The sequence below is a fragment of the Stenotrophomonas sp. AG209 genome (assembly GCF_003550055.1).
Classification (GTDB): domain Bacteria; phylum Pseudomonadota; class Gammaproteobacteria; order Xanthomonadales; family Xanthomonadaceae; genus Stenotrophomonas.
Window position 1 is genome coordinate 605743 of sequence record NZ_QXDB01000002.1, and the last position, 15478, is coordinate 621220.

Here is a 15478-nt window from a genome sequence, read left to right on the forward strand (position 1 = left end):
GGCACACCTTGAAACTGAAAAAGGCGCCCGATGGGCGCCTTTTTCTTTGCCATCCCGATGTTGCCGGCCAGCGGCCGGCACTACCGGTAACGCCTGCGGCGTTACTTCCCGATGGCCACGGTCAGCAGCACGCGGCTGTGTGCCAGCTTGCCCGAGTTCTCGCGGCCATTGCCGTCGGTACCGTAGTAACCCAGGCCGACGTTGAACAGGCCGAACTGGCGGCTGACGCCGACGTTCCAGTCGGTGTAGTCCTTGGCCAGGCCCTTCTCGAAGCTGCTGCGGCCGACGTTGGCGTTCAGCGTGAAGTCCTGCGGCAGGCCCCACTGGCCGCCGACGCCGTAGTACCAGCCATCGGTGCCGCTGTTCCACTGGTCGTTGGTGTAGGCCACGGTCAGCTTGTAGGTGTCGTCGAGCGTGGTGGTGGTCACCAGCTCGTTGTAGTTCTGGTGGCTGGCACCGATGTAGGTGTAGCGGTTCAGCAGCACGTCGAAGTTGACGCGCGAAGTGACGTCCACGCCGTAGCCGATCTGGTAGTCGATCTCGGTGTTCGGGTCACCCGGACCGAAGTCCACGCCCGAACCCCACACACCGGCATACAGGCCCACCGGCGAGGTGTAGGTGAAGCCCGCCTGCAGGGTCGGCTTCTCGTCGGTCTGCGACACGCCACGGAACAGGTAGTCGGAAACGGCGGTGACATTCCAGCTGTACGGCGATTCGTTCTCCTGCGCGCTGGCGGCGAACGGGGCGGCCAGGGTCAGGGCAGCGGCAATGGCGAGGCAGGCACGGGCGTGCTTCATGAGCGTCTCCGGTGGGGGCGGTGGCGTGACGTGGAAGGCGGGAGCGGCCGGAGCGCGACAGCTCCGGTTCACGAATTCTTAACCACTTTGCTATTGCGATGCAACATGTGCCGGCCGTGGCGATGCCCCATCCGGCCCGGTTGGTGACCGACGATGCCCGGTAGAATCAGCGGTTTCCCCGTTCAGAGCCGTGCCCACGCCATGACCGACGCCTCCTCCGCCCTGACCCGCCACTACGCCGAGGAACTGGACGCCATCCGCGCCCAGGGCCTGTTCAAGTCCGAGCGGATCATCACCAGCCCGCAGTCGGCCGAGATCACCCTCGACGACGGCCGCAAGGTGCTGAACTTCTGCGCCAACAACTACCTGGGCCTGGCCGACCATCCGGACCTGATCCAGGCCGCCAAGGACGCACTGGATACCCACGGCTTCGGCATGGCCTCGGTGCGCTTCATCTGCGGCACCCAGGACCTGCACAAGCAGCTGGAGAAGCAGATCGCCGATTTCTTCGGCAAGCAGGACACCATCCTGTATGCAGCCTGCTTCGATGCCAACGGTGGCCTGTTCGAGCCGCTGCTCGGCGAGAACGACGCGATCATTTCCGACGCGCTGAACCATGCTTCGATCATCGACGGCGTGCGCCTGTGCAAGGCCAAGCGCTTCCGCTACGCCAACTGCGACATGGCCGATCTGGAAGCCCAGCTGCAGGCCGCCGATGCCGCCGGCTGCAAGACCAAGCTGATCACCACCGACGGCGTGTTCTCGATGGACGGCTTCATCGCGCCGCTGGACGAGATCACCGCGCTGGCGAAGAAGTACAACGCACTGGTGCACATCGACGAATGCCACGCCACCGGCTTCCTTGGCGCCACCGGCCGTGGTTCGGCCGAGGTCAAGGGCGTGCTGGAGAAGATCGACATCATCACCGGCACCCTGGGCAAGGCCATGGGCGGCGCACTGGGCGGCTTCACCTGCGCCAGCGCCGAAGTGATCGAACTGCTGCGCCAGCGCTCGCGCCCGTACCTGTTCTCCAACTCGCTGCCGCCGCATGTGGTGGCCGCCGGCATCAAGGCGTTCGAAATGCTGGCTGCCGCCGACGACCTGCGCAGCACCCTGGCCGAGAACACCGCCTACTTCCGCGAGAAGATGACCGCCGCCGGTTTCGATGTGAAGCCGGGCGTGCATCCGATCAGCCCGGTGATGCTGTATGACGCACCGTTGGCGCAGAAGTTCGCCGAGCGCCTGCTGGAAGAAGGCATCTACGCGATCGGCTTCTTCTTCCCGGTGGTGCCCAAGGGCCAGGCCCGCATCCGTACCCAGATCAGCGCCGCGCACAGCCGCGAGCACCTGGACCGCGCGATCGATGCCTTTACCCGCATCGGTGTCGAGCTGGGCGTGGTCAAGGGCTGAACCCACCGGTCAAAGCGTGCCGACCAAGGTCGGCACCTACCGGGGCTTGAGGGCGTGCCGACCAGGGTCGGCACCCACGGGCATTACTTCTTTTTCTTCTTGCCCTTCGGCTCTTCCTTGCTGGCCACCACCACCGGCTTGGCGGCAGCGTCCTGGCCGTTGCCCTTGGCAACGCGGATGCCGTTTGCCTTCATCCAGGCATCGAACTCATCGGCGGTCATTTTCTTGTCGCCGTCGCTCATCAGGAAGCGGTAGCTGCCGCGACCATCCAGCTCCGGGGTCTTCACTTCCACCACCGGGGTCTCGGCAGGCGTTTCCGCCTTGGCCACCTTCTTGTGGCCGCCACAGGCGGTCAGCAGCACCATCGGCAGCAGCAGGCCTGCACAGCGCAGGGTTTGGTTGAGGGTCGGGTGGTACATGGCAGGCTCCGTTCGGGAAATTCAACAACCAGGCGCCCCCTACGCCTGGAACGGTGGCCGGCAACTGCCGGCCGCGGGCGATGATCAGCCCGGTGCAGCGGCCCCCAGCCGCTGCTGGTCACTGACCTCCAGCACCCGCCATTGCCCCTTGCCGAGATCGCCGAGCAGCAGCCCACCGATCGCGACCCGGACCAGGCGCAGCACCTGCAGGTCGAAGGCCGCCAACAGGCGGCGGATATGACGGTTGCGGCCCTCGTCGAGGACCACCTCCAGCCATGCGGTCTTGTCGCCACTGCGCAGCACGCGCACGGCCTGGGCGACGAGGAACTCGCCCTCGTCCTCGACACCGGCGCGCAGCGCAGCCAGGGTGTCCTCGTCGGGCAGGCGATCCACCTGCACGTGATAGGTCTTCTGCGGGCCGGTCTCTGGATCGGTCAGGCGCGCCGCCCACTGCGGATCATTGCTGAACAACAGCAACCCTTCGCTGGCCTTGTCCAGGCGCCCGACCGGCGCGATCCACGGCAGGCCGGCACCATCAAAGCAGCGATACACGGTGTCTCGGCCACGCTCATCCTGCGCGGTGGTCACCACCCCACGCGGTTTGTTGAGCATCAGGTACAGGCGCTGCGGCGCGCCCATGGGCTGGCCGTCGACCTCGATCGGCGGCGCCGGCTGGCCAATCGGGAATTCGGGATCACGGACGATGCGGCCGGACACGCGCACGCGGCCCTCGGCAATCCAGCGCGCGGCCTCGCTGCGCGAGCACACGCCGGCCTTGGACAGCACGCGCGCCAGGCCATGGCGCACGCCACTGGAGACGTTCGGAACCGCACGCCCACGCGGTGCGTGGGAGCGGGCGGCGGGGGCAGCAGGTGGGCGGCGCGTGCGCAAGCCTCTGCTCCCCGCAGCGCTTACTTCTTGTCGACCGGCTTGGTCTCAGCCGGTGCTTCGGCCGCAGCCGGAGTAGCGGCCGGAGCCGGACGCGCCTTGACCACGCGCACACCGCGCGCCTTCATCCAGGCGTCGAATTCTTCAGCCGTCATGCGCTTGCCGTTCTGGCTCATGTCGAAGCGCCACGGCGTGTTGTCGAACTCGGTCTGCGGCTTGTAGGCCGCCGGATCGTTCGGCTTCACGGCCGGCGCGCTCGGGATGGCCTTGGCGATGTTCTGGCAGCCATCGATGCGCAGGCGCTGCAGCACCTGGTCCAGCGACTGCGACGGATCGTAGTTGCTGCTCAACACGCCAGCCGGCATGCCCAGCTGGTTGCCACGGATGTACAGCTCGTCGGCCACCGGTGCGATGGTCGTGGCGGGCAACGGCAGCGGCGACGCGCTGGTGTTGACCGAGCAATCGACCGCAGCGTGGGCGGCGGGAACCAGGGCCAGCGCCACGAAGGCGGCCGATGCAGAGCGCAGCATGAGGGACATCCACGAAAGGAAGTGACGCGGCGAGTTTAGCAATGCCGCGTCAGCTTTCAAGCGCCACTTTCAATGAATACGGCAACTCATTGGTTTTACGAGTAAAGTTCCGACGAACGGTTGCTCTCGCGCACGAAACGCCGGGTTCCGGGCCGCAGAAACAACAAGACCCGGCCGAAGCCGGGTCCTGCTGTGTCCTACTGGCAGAGCGTCAGAACTTAGTTCTGGACGTTCAGCTCGGTACGACGGTTCTTGGCGCGACCTTCCGGGTTGTCCGAACCATCCGGGTTGGTGTTCGGAGCAATCGGACGGCTCTCGCCGTAGCCGATCGGGCCGACCAGACGACCGGCGTCAACGCCGTTCTTGGTCAGGTAGTTGTACACGGCGGTAGCGCGACGCTCCGACAGCTTCTGGTTGTAAGCGTCGGTACCCTTCGAGTCGGTGTGACCGGCAACTTCAACGCGCAGATCCGGGTAACGCTTCAGGATCTCGGTGGCTTCGCTCAGGATCGCCACGGCGTCCGGACGCAGGTTCGACTTGTCGAAGTCGAAGTTGACGCCCTTCAGGTCGATGGAGACCGGAACCGGGCAGCCGTCCGGACCGATGGTCTGACCCGGCTGCGAGTTCGGGCACTTGTCGTCGCAGTTGTTGACGCCGTCACCGTCGTCGTCCAGGTCGGCGCAGCTCGGGGCAACCGGAGCCGGAGCCGGAGCAGCCGCGACCGGAGCCGGGCCCAGCGGGATCACGACGCCGACCGAAGCCAGCACATCGCCGAACCAGCTTTCGTCCTTGGCGGCGATGCTCTGGTCGTCGAAGTCAGCGCGGTAGGCCACTTCGGCGCGGACAGCAACACGCTTCTCGAAGGTGGTCTGCAGGCCGACGCCCAGCTTGGCGGCAACGTTGCCGTCCTTACGCTTGCGCGGACCGTTGTTGTCCAGGGCAGCGTACTGCTCTTCCGACTTCTGGTAGCCCAGGCCACCGACGATGTACGGGTTCCAGCCGCGGCCTTCCTTGATGAAGTGGCGACGCAGGTCCAGCGAGACGCCGTACTGCGACCAGTTCAGGTCCTGGTTGCTGTCGAAGTTCGGGTTCTGGTAGTTCAGCTCACCGTCCAGCGACCAGTTCGGGCTGATGAACTTACCCAGGCCCAGGGTCACGAACGGAGCGTCATTGGTCAGACGGTCGCTGTCCTGGAAGTTGAAGCCGGCCGAACCGGTCAGGTACCAGCGGTCATCGAACTCCTGCGCCGAAGCTGCCTGGGCAAAAGCCAGGCCGCCCAGCAGCGCGGCAGTAAGGATCTTCTTGTTCATTGAGTACAGCTCCTATTTCGGGGGTATGAAACCGGTAGAGGCATGGGCCAGCACTAGTGCGTCGATGTACGACAGCCGATTCAGCACGCCACCGCCGCGAACATTATGCTCAGGCGGGTGAAGGCCATGTTAACAGTCCCGTAACATGTGAAGTGTTGCGCCCGACCGTCCACCGGTCCGACGTTGAAACCCTATACAGGATGATGAAAATCCGCAAGACCCCCACGCTGCAAGGGTTTGACGGGGTTTAAGCGGCAAAAACGACATATTGCGCAACACACTGCATCACACGGTTCAGCAGGTTTGCGGAAACGTGAGGAACCTTATGATGGGATCACGAACCCAGCCGGAGCCGTGATGAAAGCCGTCGCCCTGAGTCGTGAATACGCACCTTCCCTGCGTGATGTCCTGCTGCCACCGCCGCTGCCGCCACGCGGCCGCGACCTGCTGGTCCGGATCGAAGCGGTATCGGTCAACCCCGTCGACGGCAAGCAACGGGCCGCCACCGATCCGGCCACCCTCGAGGTTCCCCGGGTGCTGGGCTGGGACGCCGCCGGTGTGGTCGAAGCCATCGGTGACGAGGCCAGCCTGTTCGCCTCCGGTGACGAGGTCTACTTCGCCGGCGACGTTACCCGCCCGGGCTGCAACGCCCAGTACCAGTGGGTGGACGAGCGCCTGGTCGCCCGCAAGCCGACCACGCTCGATTTCGCGGAAGCCGCCGCGCTGCCCCTGACCACGCTGACCGCCTGGGAGCTGCTGTTCCAGCGCATGCCGCTGCACCTGGATGATCGCCGCCATGGCGGCCAGCACCTGCTGGTGATCGGCGGCGCGGGCGGCGTGGGCTCGATGGCGATCCAGCTGGCCCGCCATGCCGGCTTCGAGGTGATCGCCACCGCCTCGCGCGAGGCCTCGATCGACTGGTGCCGGCAGATGGGGGCCACGCATGTGATCGACCATCGGCAGCCGCTGCAGCCCCAGTTGCAGGCACTGGGCATCGATGCGGTGCAGGTGGCGCTCAATCTGGCCGACACCGATCACTACTGGGACGAACTGGGCCAGCTGCTGGCACCGCAGGGCCATGTCGGCCTGATCGTGGAGCCGCGTGGCGCACTGCGCATCGGCGATCCGTACAAGGCCAAATGCATCGGCATCCACTGGGAATTCATGTTCGCGCGCTCGCGCTTCGCCACTGCCGACCGCATCGAGCAGCACCGCATCCTCAGCCGCGCCGCCAGCATGATCGATGCCGGCCAGCTGCGTGGCACGCTCAGTGAAACGCTGGGCACGATCAATGCGGCCAACCTGGATATCGCGCATGAACGTCTGGCCAGCGGGCGCACGGTGGGCAAGCTGGCGCTGGTGGGCTGGGACGACTGACGCTTCATGTAGCGCCCCACGTGCAGGATCGGCGCTGCCTGTACCGACGGATTGACCGGCATCTGTATCTATGGATGAAGCGAAAACGGGGATACGGTGGAAACAGATCCCCTCCCCTGTGCCCGCCATGCCTACCGCCCTGCCCCTGCGCCTGCTGCAACTGATCACCGGCCTGTTCCTGTATGGCTTCGGTGCCTCGCTGATGATCCGTGCCGCCATCGGTGTGGCGCCCTGGGACGTGTTGTCACAGGGCATCGCCGCACAGACGCCGCTGTCCTTCGGCCTGGCGACCAATGTCATCGGTGCGCTGGTGCTGTTGCTCTGGTGGCCACTGCGCCAGAAGCCGGGCGTCGGCACCGTGCTCAACGTGATGCTGATCGGTCCCTCCGCACAGTTCGGGCTGTGGCTGCTGCCGCCGGCCCTCGGCGTGGGCTGGCAGCTGGCAATGTTCTGTGCCGGCATGCTGCTGGTCGCGCTGGCCACCGGCCTGTACATCGGCGCCCGCCTCGGCCCGGGACCACGCGATGGCCTGATGACCGGCCTGCATGCCCGCACCGGCTGGCCGATCTGGAAGGTGCGCAGCCTGATCGAAGGCAGCGTATTGCTGCTGGGCTGGTGGCTGGGCGGCAATGTAGGCCTCGGCACCCTCGCCTTCGCCCTGCTGATCGGTCCGCTGTGCGGGATCACGCTGGGCTGGTTCGGCATCGGTCGCACCCCGGTAGTGCCGGCCGCTGGCCGGCAGCCGCAGTCGCCCTGAGCTGACCGGGCTACCGGCCAGCCGCCGACACTGCCCACCAGGCGGCCCTTGCCCCGGCCGCCGTTTCGCGGCACGCTTCGCGCTTCCGTACGCAAGCGTATCGACCATGTCGCCAGCCAACGAAAGCGCCTATCCCCATCTGTTCGCCCCGCTGGACCTGGGCTTCACCCAGCTGCGCAACCGCGTATTGATGGGCTCGATGCACACCGGCCTGGAAGATCGCGCCCGCGATTTCCCACGGCTGGCGGCCTACTTCGCCGAGCGCGCCGAGGGCGGCGTCGGCCTGATCGTCACCGGCGGCTTCGCGCCGAACGTGGTCGGCTGGCTGAAGCCATTCGGCGGCAAGCTGTCCTGGCCCTGGGAAGTGCGGCCGCACCGCCAGCTCACCGCCGCCGCGCACCAGCACGGCGCGAAGATCTGCCTGCAGCTGCTGCACGCCGGCCGTTACGCCTACCATCCGTTGTCGGTGGCACCGTCGAAGCTGAAGGCACCGATCAACCCGTTCACCCCGCGCGCGTTGTCGGCCAGCGGCGTCGAGCGCCATATCGCCGACTACGCGCGCAGCGCGAAGCTGGCCCGAGAGGCCGGCTATGACGGCGTCGAAGTGATGGGCTCGGAGGGCTACCTCATCAACGAGTTCATCGCCCCGCGCACCAACAAGCGCACCGACCGTTGGGGCGGTGACGCCAGCCAGCGCATGCGCTTCGCGGTCGAGATCGTGCGCCGCATCCGCGAGGCCTGCGGCCCGGATTTCATCATCATCTATCGCCTGTCGCTGGTGGATCTGGTCGACGACGGCAGCAACTGGGAAGAGATCGTGCAGCAGGCGCAGGCCATCGAGGCGGCCGGTGCGACGATCATCAATTCCGGTATCGGCTGGCATGAAGCGCGCATCCCGACCATCGCCACCTCGGTGCCGCGTGCTGCATTCGCCGGGGTCACCGCCAAGCTCAAGCCGCATGTGAAGGTGCCGCTGGTGGCGACCAACCGCATCAACATGCCCGACGTCGCCGAGCGCATCCTCGCCGATGGCGGCGCCGACATGGTGTCGCTGGCGCGCCCGCTGCTGGCCGACCCGCAATGGCCGAACAAGGCCCGTGCCGGCCGCGCCGAGGCGATCAACACCTGCATCGCCTGCAACCAGGCCTGCCTGGACCACGTGTTCGAGAACAAGCTGGCCAGCTGCCTGGTCAACCCGCGCGCCGCGCACGAGACCGAGCTGGTCTATCGCCCCACCGCCACGCCGAAGAAGATTGCCGTGGTCGGTGCCGGCCCCGCCGGCCTGGCCTGTGCCACCGTCGCTGCCCAGCGTGGCCACCAGGTCACCCTGTTCGATGCCAACGAGGAGATCGGCGGCCAGTTCAACGTGGCCAAGCGCATCCCGGGCAAGGAAGAGTTCCACGAGACCCTGCGCTACTTCCGCCACACGCTGGCCGAAACCGGCGTGCAGCTGCGCCTCGGCACCCGCGCCGACGCCGCCACCCTGGCCGGCTTCGACGAGGTGGTGCTGGCCACCGGCATCACTCCGCGCAAGGTCGACTTCCCCGGTGCCGACCACGCCAAGGTGGTCAGCTACCTGGACGTGCTGCTGGGCCGGGTCGAAGTGGGTAGCAATGCGGCGATCATCGGCGCCGGTGGCATCGGCTTCGATGTCGGCGAGTTCCTCAGCCACACCGGTGAGTCACCCTCCCTCGACCCGCAGCGCTGGATGGCCGAATGGGGCGTGGACAGCACCTTCGAGGCCCGCGGCTCACTGGCCAGGCCCGAGGTTGAGGCCTCGCCGCGCCGGCTGTGGCTGCTGCAGCGCAGCCCGGGCAAGCCTGGCACGCGCCTGGGCAAGACCACTGGCTGGATCCATCGCGCCACGCTGAAGGCCAAGGGCGTGCGCATGCTCGGCGGCGTCGAGTACCTCGGCGTGGATGACGAAGGCCTGCGCATCCGCGTGGACGGTAGCGAACAGCTGCTGCCGGTCGACCATGTGGTGATCTGCGCCGGGCAGGAACCGAACCGCCTGCTGCAGGCCGAATTGCAGGCGGCCGGCATCAACGCGCAGCTGATCGGCGGTGCCGATGTGGCCGCAGAACTCGATGCAAAACGCGCCATCGACCAGGGCAGCCGGGTCGCTGCCGCGCTCTGATGAGCGCCTGAATGGGGGACGGAATGTGATTTCCGTCACCCCCGTTGAACCTGAATGTCAAGCCGAGCGGTTCACGATGCGTTCGGCTATGCCCCCCTACCTTGCGCCATCTTTCCGCTCACCAGCCAGTTTCCGGTGAGCCGGCGCAGCCCCCACGGTCGGTACTGATCGTTTCTTTTGGGGCTGCCCACGGGGCGGCCCCGATGGCCGCCTCCCCATGACGCCAAGTCGTCCCCCGCCTCCTGTCGCCCCGCGGCCGGAACCGGAGGGTGCGGCCCATACGGAGCAAGGAGTTATATGAAACTGGCCTGGATTCTCTGGCTGTCGCAGTTGTTGCCGCAGCCGGCCGCTGATTCACTGTGTCTGAGCACCACCGTTTACCTGGAAGCCCGCGACCAGACCCTGCGCGGCCAGCAAGCCGTCGCCGAGGTCGCCCTGCGCCGTCTCGACAGTGGCCTGTGGGGCGACTCGATGTGCCAGGTGGTCACCGCACGCAAGCAGTTCGCGCCGACCATCGTCTCCCCCGGCACCCAGCTGGGCAACGACGCCGCCTGGAGCGAAGCGATGAACGTCGCCTTCGACGCCGAGCGCAACTGGGCGCTACCGGCCGGCGAGCGCCGCGAAATCGTGCCCGGTGCCAGCCACTTTGCTGCGCTGTCCATCGCCAGCCCGAACTGGCGCAATGCCTACCAGGTGGCCACCATCGGCGATCACACCTTCTATAAGGTGCAGAACCTCAAGCCGCGGCAGTCGTAACGATCCGTGCTGGCGGCAGCGTTGCCGCCCGCCGCCAGGCTCTGGGATAGTGGGGGCTTCCCGCCCGCATCACCTGGAGTTCCCATGAAGCTGTACAGCAAGCCCGGTGCCTGTTCCACCGCCGACCACATCGCCCTGCAGTGGACCGGCCAGCCGTTCGAGGTTGAACTGCTGAACAAGGACACCCTGAAGGGTCCGGAATTCCTCAAGATCAATCCGGCCGGCGCCGTTCCCGCACTGGTCGACGGCGACTTCGTGCTGCTGCAGAACGCCGCGATCATGGGCTACATCGCCGACAGCTTCCCGCAGGCCGGCCTCGGCGGCGACGGCAGCCCGCGCCAGCGCGCCGAAGCCACCCGCTGGCTGGCCTTCGTCAATTCGGACGTGCATCCGGCCTTCTCGCCGCTGTTCTCGCCAGGCAAGTTCATTGCCGACGAAGGCCAGTACGACGCGATCCGCGCCGCCGCACACAAGCGCCTGCGTGGCCTGTTCGAGACCGCCGACAAGCAGCTGGCCGACAAGCCCTGGCTGGCCGGCTTCCGCAGCTTCGCCGACCCGTACTTCTACATCACCCTGCGCTGGGCCGCCGGCACCAAGGTCGACCTGTCCGGCCTGGACAACCTGGCCGCGTACAAGGCGCGCATGGATGCCGATGCCGGCGTGCAGGCAGCACTGAAGGCTGAAGGCCTGGCCTGACGCCACCGGCTACCAAGCGGGGTCGGATCCGTCTGCGCAGCAGGCGGCTCTGACCCCCTCGGCTCCAACGGGGTGATCAACCGATCTGGCGGATCACTTCACCCTTGGCATCGCGCAGGTAGGTCGGCACCACTTCGATGCGCAGCGCCCCGGCCACCGGATAGATCCCGCGCTCGGCACGCACGCCTGCCAGGGCCTGCAGGCCCATCTCGTCCAATGCCCAGCGCGCGCTGTCGGCCGATACCTCGCCGGTTTCACCGCGCGCGGCCGGAATGAACTCCCACTGCCGCTCGCGGCTGACCAGTTCCAGCGATTTGCCGTGGCGCAGGCGCAGCGGCAACAGTTCGCACACGCTGGCGACCTGGCCGGCGCCGAGCACCAGCGTGGTGACGCCCGCCTCCTGGCGCCAGTCCAGGGTCTCGATGAACAGCATGCCGGTGCTGGAGCCCTCGCGCTCGCTGCCGGCCTGCACCTGTGCGGCCAGTGCCGGATCGTCCAGCAGAGTGCCGCGATGCAGATCGCTGATCCACAGCGCCATCGCCGGCAGCAGCGCCTGCAGCACACCACGCGTCGACCAGCGCTTGACCGCCTCCATCTCCTCATCGGTCAAGCCGACCAGCTGCAGGAACTGCAGATGGCCGTTGGCCGTGTCCCGCGCCGGCAACTGCGGGTCGGCAATGAAGGCCAGATGGCACAGCCGCGTGCCGGTCTCCAGCGCGATCGGGCCGTTGGCGTTGAGGTGGTGGCCATCCTCGAACACATTGCCGCTGCCGAACACATAGCGCGCCAGGTTCTGCAGCAGGTTCATCGGCCACACGGGTGGCGTGCTGCCGGCGTTCTCACCGGCGTCGGCAGCGAGGCGGAAGGTCAGCTCGAAACCATAACCGCTGGCATCCGCATCACGGCTCTCCTTGGCGTACAGCTCGGAGAAGCCGTAGGTGATGTAATGCCAGTGCGGGACCGGCGTATCCGCCCAGTACACGCTGATGCCATCCAGCGGATCCTGGCCCCCAAGCGTATAGGGAAGCGCGGTGCCGAAGTGGCGCGGCTCCTGGCCGGCATACAGCGGCGCCAGCGCCGCATTGATCGCGTCCCAGCCTGGGGTGTCGGTGTCGTCGTGGTGGTCCTGCACGCGGGACTCCTTGTGGGGAAGTGAACCGATCACTTTACGCGGTGGCTCAGGCCTGCACGACCTCACTGCCAGCGTTCACCACGGCCGCCTGGGTTTCCTGCCACCAGCGCTGCGCCAATGCAGGGCTGCGCGCCTTGCCCACCGCCGCCAGCAGTTCCGGGCACAGGCGCTCCAGCGCCAGCGCATCGGTGCAGCGTTCGATCTTCAACTGCATGAAGTAGCCCTTCAGGCCCAGGTGACGGCGCACCGCCTCGCTCATCGCGTCGTACAACTGCTGGTACAGCGCCGGATCCTGTTCGCGGCCGGTGCTGATGCCACGCGCCGGTGCCACCTCTGCGCTTCCGCCGATCACTTCGATCAGGCCCTGTGCTGACAATTGCTCCAGTGCGTCCGGTGGTGCGCGCAGGCCTTCGAACAGGCCGCGCAGTTCGGCGTCGTCGCGATGGCCGTCGACCATCAGCAGGATTGAACGCAGTGCCGCCGGCAGGCGCCGGCTACGGTCTTCGATTTCCTGACGGCCAGCAGCCGTCTTGGCGTGCAGCAATGCCATTGCCTCCCCCTCCCTTGATGCGCAATGCCGGCGCACCCTCGCGGGCACGCCCCCCTGGGTGCCATCCCCGTGCGGCACGCGCGTTCCCCGGCGCGCGCCGCGTGTTGCAGGTCGATGACAGGCCGAGCTTAGCGCAAGTGCGCAGGGGAGTGCCGGCCGCTGGCCGGCAATCTGGGGATTGATGGGGGTGCCGGCCAGCGGCCGGCATTAACGGGTCAGCGGCCCAGCGCCCGGCGGATCTCCTCCAGCGCGCTGGGGTCGTCCAGCGTCGACAGGTCACCCGGGTCGCGCTGCTCCGCCAGCGCCTGCAACGATCGCCGCAGCAGCTTGCCCGAACGGGTCTTGGGCAGTGCATTGACCACGTGCACGTGCGCCGGGCGCGCCACCGCGCCGAGCGAGGTGGTCACCGTGGCCATCATCTCGGCCACCACCGGCGCCGGATCCTCGCCATCCAGACCCTGCTTGAGGGTGACGAACACCAGCGGCACCTGCCCCTTCAGCTCATCCTTGACCCCGATCACGGCGGCCTCGGCCACGCGCGGGTGACTGGAAATGGCCTCCTCGATCTCGCGCGTGCCCAGGCGGTGCCCGGCCACGTTGATCACATCATCGGTGCGGCCGAGGATGAAGGTGTAGCCATCATCATCGCGGATCGCCCAGTCCAGCGAGCTGTACAGCAGTTCCTTGAAGTGGCTGAAGTAACTCTGCAGGAAACGGCTGTCGTCGTTCCACACCGTGCTCATGCAGCCCGGCGGCAACGGCGGCGACACCACCAGCACGCCCTTCTGCCCCGGGGCGACTTCCTCGCCGGTGTTCTCATCGATCACCTTCATCCGGTAGCCGAGGTTGGGGAAGCCCGGCGAACCGAAGCGCACCGGCTTCATCTCCAGGCCCGGCAGCAGGGTCAGTGCCGGCCAACCGGTTTCGGTCTGCCAGTAGTTGTCGATGATCGGCTTGCCGAGCGCTTCGCTGATCCAGTGCGCGGTGGGTTCGTCCAGCGGCTCGCCGGCCAGGAACAGATATTTCAGCGCGCGCAGGTCGTGGCGATGGATGAAATCGGCGTCGTGCTTCTTCAACACGCGGATGGCCGTGGGCGACGAGAACATCGTGCGCACGTTGTACTGCTCGCACAGCGCCCACCAGATGCCCGGGTCCGGGTTGGTCGGCAGCCCCTCGTACAGCAGCGAGGTGCAGCCGCCGATCAGCGGGCCGTACACATTGTAGGAATGGCCTACCGCCCAGCCGACATCGGACGTGGAGAACATCACCTGTCCCGGCCTGCAGTCGAACACGGTCTCCATCGACTGTGCCATCGCCACGGCATAACCACCGACATCGCGCTGCACGCCCTTCGGCTTGCCGGTGGTGCCGGAGGTATACAACAGGTAGCTCGGCTCGCTGGCTTCCAGCCACTGCACCGGCACATCGACTTCACCGATCTGCGCACGCAGCTCGGCGTATTCCACATCGCGGCCCGACACGCGAGGCTCGGCTGCATCCAGTCCGCGCGACACGATCAACACATGCGGTGGTGGCGAAGCCGCTTCGGCGCAGGCCGCGTCGACCATCGGCTTGTACGGAATCAACTTGCCACCGCGCATGCCGGCATCTGCCGCGATCAGCAGCTTGGGCTTGGCGTCGTCGATGCGCAGCGCCAGGTTGTGCGCGGCGAAGCCACCGAACACCACCGAGTGCACCGCACCGATGCGCGCGCAGGCCAGCATCGCGAACACGGCTTCGGCCATGTTCGGCATGTAGATCACCACGCGGTCGCCGTGGCCAACGCCGAGATGCTTGAGCACCGCGGCGAAGTCGTTCACTTCGCGATACAGCTGGCGATAGGTGATCTCGCGGGTGCTGTTGGTCTCGGTGGAAATGGCAACCAGCGCGAGCTGGTCGGCGCGCTCGGCCAGGTGGCGATCGACGGCGTTGTAGCAGAGATTGGTTTCACCACCGACGAACCAGCGCCGGAACGGCGGGTTGCTGTAGTCGAGCACCTGCTGCGGCGGTTTGTGCCAATGGATGCGCTTGGCTTCCTCGCCCCAGAAGGCCTCCGGCTCGTCGATCGAGCGACGGTAGGTTTCCTCGTAGTTCATGACGCAGCCCTCCCAGACAAAGTCATGGGTTCGAGGATAGTCCGGCGCTGCCGCGCGGGCCGTCCTACCTTGGTAGGGGGTGGGGTTTTGTTCTGCAGGGCTTGCAGCCCTGCACCTGCAGAGGCCGAAGCCAAAGCCAAAGCCAAAGCCAAAGCAACAGCAGACTATCCGTGGGAGGGCGGGATGGGCCCGGTTGCGGGAGACGCCGTAAACCCGTCCTTGGGGGCTTGGCCGCGGCATCCATGCCGCGGACACTCCCGCAACCGGACCCACCCCGCCTTCGACAGATTCCGCGATCTGTCGGAACGGCGTATTGCCCTGGTGGGTGTCGACCTTGGTCGACACGGTAGATCCACGCCATGCGTGGATGATTCATTCGATATCTGACAGAAAAATCGTGTCGACCAAGGTCGACACCTACCAACAGCGGCGCAGAACGACGGCCGCAGTTATCAACAGCCGCAGGAACCTGTCGAAGGTGGGGCGGTGTCGGAGTGCGGGGTGTCAGCCGCATGGATGCGGCTGCCAAGCCTACACGGACGTACTTGCGGCGTCCCCGCACTCCGACACCGTCCCGCCAACCCACGGATAGCCCGCTTTTGACGTTGACGTTGATTCTGCGG

The 15478-nt window shown here is 66.7% G+C and carries 14 protein-coding genes; 6 read left to right on the forward strand and 8 right to left on the reverse strand.

Annotated features, from left to right (window positions below; translation table 11 throughout):
* Positions 1-101: 101 nt before the first annotated feature.
* Positions 102-797, reverse strand: coding sequence for a TorF family putative porin (locus tag DFO63_RS14470; RefSeq protein ID WP_014036121.1), 696 nt, complete (start codon positions 795-797; stop codon positions 102-104).
* A gap of 201 nt (positions 798-998) precedes the next feature.
* Between DFO63_RS14470 and kbl the strand changes: the two genes are divergently transcribed.
* Positions 999-2207, forward strand: coding sequence for a glycine C-acetyltransferase (gene kbl, locus DFO63_RS14475; RefSeq protein ID WP_005415440.1), 1209 nt, complete (start codon positions 999-1001; stop codon positions 2205-2207).
* 83 nt (positions 2208-2290) lie between these two features.
* Here kbl and DFO63_RS14480 read toward each other — a convergent pair whose 3' ends face one another.
* From DFO63_RS14480 to DFO63_RS14495, 4 genes are all read right to left on the reverse strand, one after another.
* Entirely contained in the window at positions 2291-2626 is a 336-nt protein-coding gene (locus DFO63_RS14480) for a hypothetical protein (RefSeq protein WP_049446728.1), read from the reverse strand.
* Positions 2627-2710: 84 nt separating this feature from the next.
* Positions 2711-3517, reverse strand: a complete 807-nt coding sequence (locus tag DFO63_RS14485; RefSeq protein WP_310648430.1) for a pseudouridine synthase — start codon at positions 3515-3517, stop codon at positions 2711-2713.
* A gap of 20 nt (positions 3518-3537) precedes the next feature.
* Positions 3538-4044, reverse strand: coding sequence for a hypothetical protein (locus tag DFO63_RS14490; protein ID WP_049446733.1), 507 nt, complete (start codon positions 4042-4044; stop codon positions 3538-3540).
* A gap of 218 nt (positions 4045-4262) precedes the next feature.
* A complete protein-coding gene (locus tag DFO63_RS14495; RefSeq protein WP_014036117.1) occupies positions 4263-5354 on the reverse strand; it encodes an OmpA family protein in 1092 nt (363 codons plus the stop codon).
* 357 nt (positions 5355-5711) lie between these two features.
* On the opposite strand from DFO63_RS14495, the gene DFO63_RS14500 reads away from it, so the two are divergent.
* The 5 genes from DFO63_RS14500 (at position 5712) to DFO63_RS14520 (ending at position 11077) form a co-directional block, all read left to right on the forward strand.
* On the forward strand, positions 5712-6731 hold the full coding sequence (locus DFO63_RS14500; RefSeq protein WP_101764986.1) for a zinc-binding alcohol dehydrogenase family protein: 1020 nt from the start codon (positions 5712-5714) through the stop codon (positions 6729-6731).
* A gap of 127 nt (positions 6732-6858) precedes the next feature.
* Positions 6859-7488, forward strand: a complete 630-nt coding sequence (locus DFO63_RS14505; RefSeq protein ID WP_101764985.1) for a hypothetical protein — start codon at positions 6859-6861, stop codon at positions 7486-7488.
* 106 nt (positions 7489-7594) lie between these two features.
* Positions 7595-9625 carry an NADPH-dependent 2,4-dienoyl-CoA reductase gene (locus DFO63_RS14510; protein ID WP_101764984.1) on the forward strand — a complete coding sequence of 677 codons (2031 nt, stop codon included), beginning with the start codon at positions 7595-7597 and terminating at the stop codon, positions 9623-9625.
* 297 nt (positions 9626-9922) lie between these two features.
* Entirely contained in the window at positions 9923-10381 is a 459-nt protein-coding gene (locus DFO63_RS14515; protein ID WP_004154513.1) for a cell wall hydrolase, read from the forward strand.
* An 84-nt stretch (positions 10382-10465) separates the two neighbouring features.
* Entirely contained in the window at positions 10466-11077 is a 612-nt protein-coding gene (locus DFO63_RS14520; RefSeq protein ID WP_101764983.1) for a glutathione S-transferase N-terminal domain-containing protein, read from the forward strand.
* Between the two features lie 76 nt (positions 11078-11153).
* On the opposite strand, the gene DFO63_RS14525 is transcribed toward DFO63_RS14520, so the two are convergent.
* The 3 genes from DFO63_RS14525 to prpE all read right to left on the reverse strand — a co-directional run bounded on the left by DFO63_RS14525 (position 11154) and on the right by prpE (position 14855).
* Complete coding sequence (locus tag DFO63_RS14525; RefSeq protein WP_101764982.1) at positions 11154-12209, reverse strand: suppressor of fused domain protein; 1056 nt, start codon at positions 12207-12209, stop codon at positions 11154-11156.
* Between the two features lie 46 nt (positions 12210-12255).
* Positions 12256-12759, reverse strand: a complete 504-nt coding sequence (locus DFO63_RS14530; RefSeq protein ID WP_049446744.1) for a hypothetical protein — start codon at positions 12757-12759, stop codon at positions 12256-12258.
* A gap of 215 nt (positions 12760-12974) precedes the next feature.
* Positions 12975-14855 carry a propionate--CoA ligase gene (gene prpE, locus DFO63_RS14535; RefSeq protein ID WP_049446747.1) on the reverse strand — a complete coding sequence of 627 codons (1881 nt, stop codon included), beginning with the start codon at positions 14853-14855 and terminating at the stop codon, positions 12975-12977.
* Positions 14856-15478: the final 623 nt, after the last annotated feature.

What these genes read in the sequence shown, in the direction of transcription:
- DFO63_RS14470 (WP_014036121.1), bottom strand. Translation starts at nt 797, where the DNA reads ATGAAGCACGCCCGTGCCTGCCTCGCCATTGCCGCTGCCCTGACCCTG.
- kbl (WP_005415440.1), top strand. Translation starts at nt 999, where the DNA reads ATGACCGACGCCTCCTCCGCCCTGACCCGCCACTACGCCGAGGAACTG.
- DFO63_RS14480 (WP_049446728.1), bottom strand. Translation starts at nt 2,626, where the DNA reads ATGTACCACCCGACCCTCAACCAAACCCTGCGCTGTGCAGGCCTGCTG.
- DFO63_RS14490 (WP_049446733.1), bottom strand. Translation starts at nt 4,044, where the DNA reads ATGCTGCGCTCTGCATCGGCCGCCTTCGTGGCGCTGGCCCTGGTTCCC.
- DFO63_RS14495 (WP_014036117.1), bottom strand. Translation starts at nt 5,354, where the DNA reads ATGAACAAGAAGATCCTTACTGCCGCGCTGCTGGGCGGCCTGGCTTTT.
- DFO63_RS14500 (WP_101764986.1), top strand. Translation starts at nt 5,712, where the DNA reads ATGAAAGCCGTCGCCCTGAGTCGTGAATACGCACCTTCCCTGCGTGAT.
- DFO63_RS14505 (WP_101764985.1), top strand. Translation starts at nt 6,859, where the DNA reads ATGCCTACCGCCCTGCCCCTGCGCCTGCTGCAACTGATCACCGGCCTG.
- DFO63_RS14510 (WP_101764984.1), top strand. Translation starts at nt 7,595, where the DNA reads ATGTCGCCAGCCAACGAAAGCGCCTATCCCCATCTGTTCGCCCCGCTG.
- DFO63_RS14515 (WP_004154513.1), top strand. Translation starts at nt 9,923, where the DNA reads ATGAAACTGGCCTGGATTCTCTGGCTGTCGCAGTTGTTGCCGCAGCCG.
- DFO63_RS14520 (WP_101764983.1), top strand. Translation starts at nt 10,466, where the DNA reads ATGAAGCTGTACAGCAAGCCCGGTGCCTGTTCCACCGCCGACCACATC.
- DFO63_RS14530 (WP_049446744.1), bottom strand. Translation starts at nt 12,759, where the DNA reads ATGGCATTGCTGCACGCCAAGACGGCTGCTGGCCGTCAGGAAATCGAA.
- prpE (WP_049446747.1), bottom strand. Translation starts at nt 14,855, where the DNA reads ATGAACTACGAGGAAACCTACCGTCGCTCGATCGACGAGCCGGAGGCC.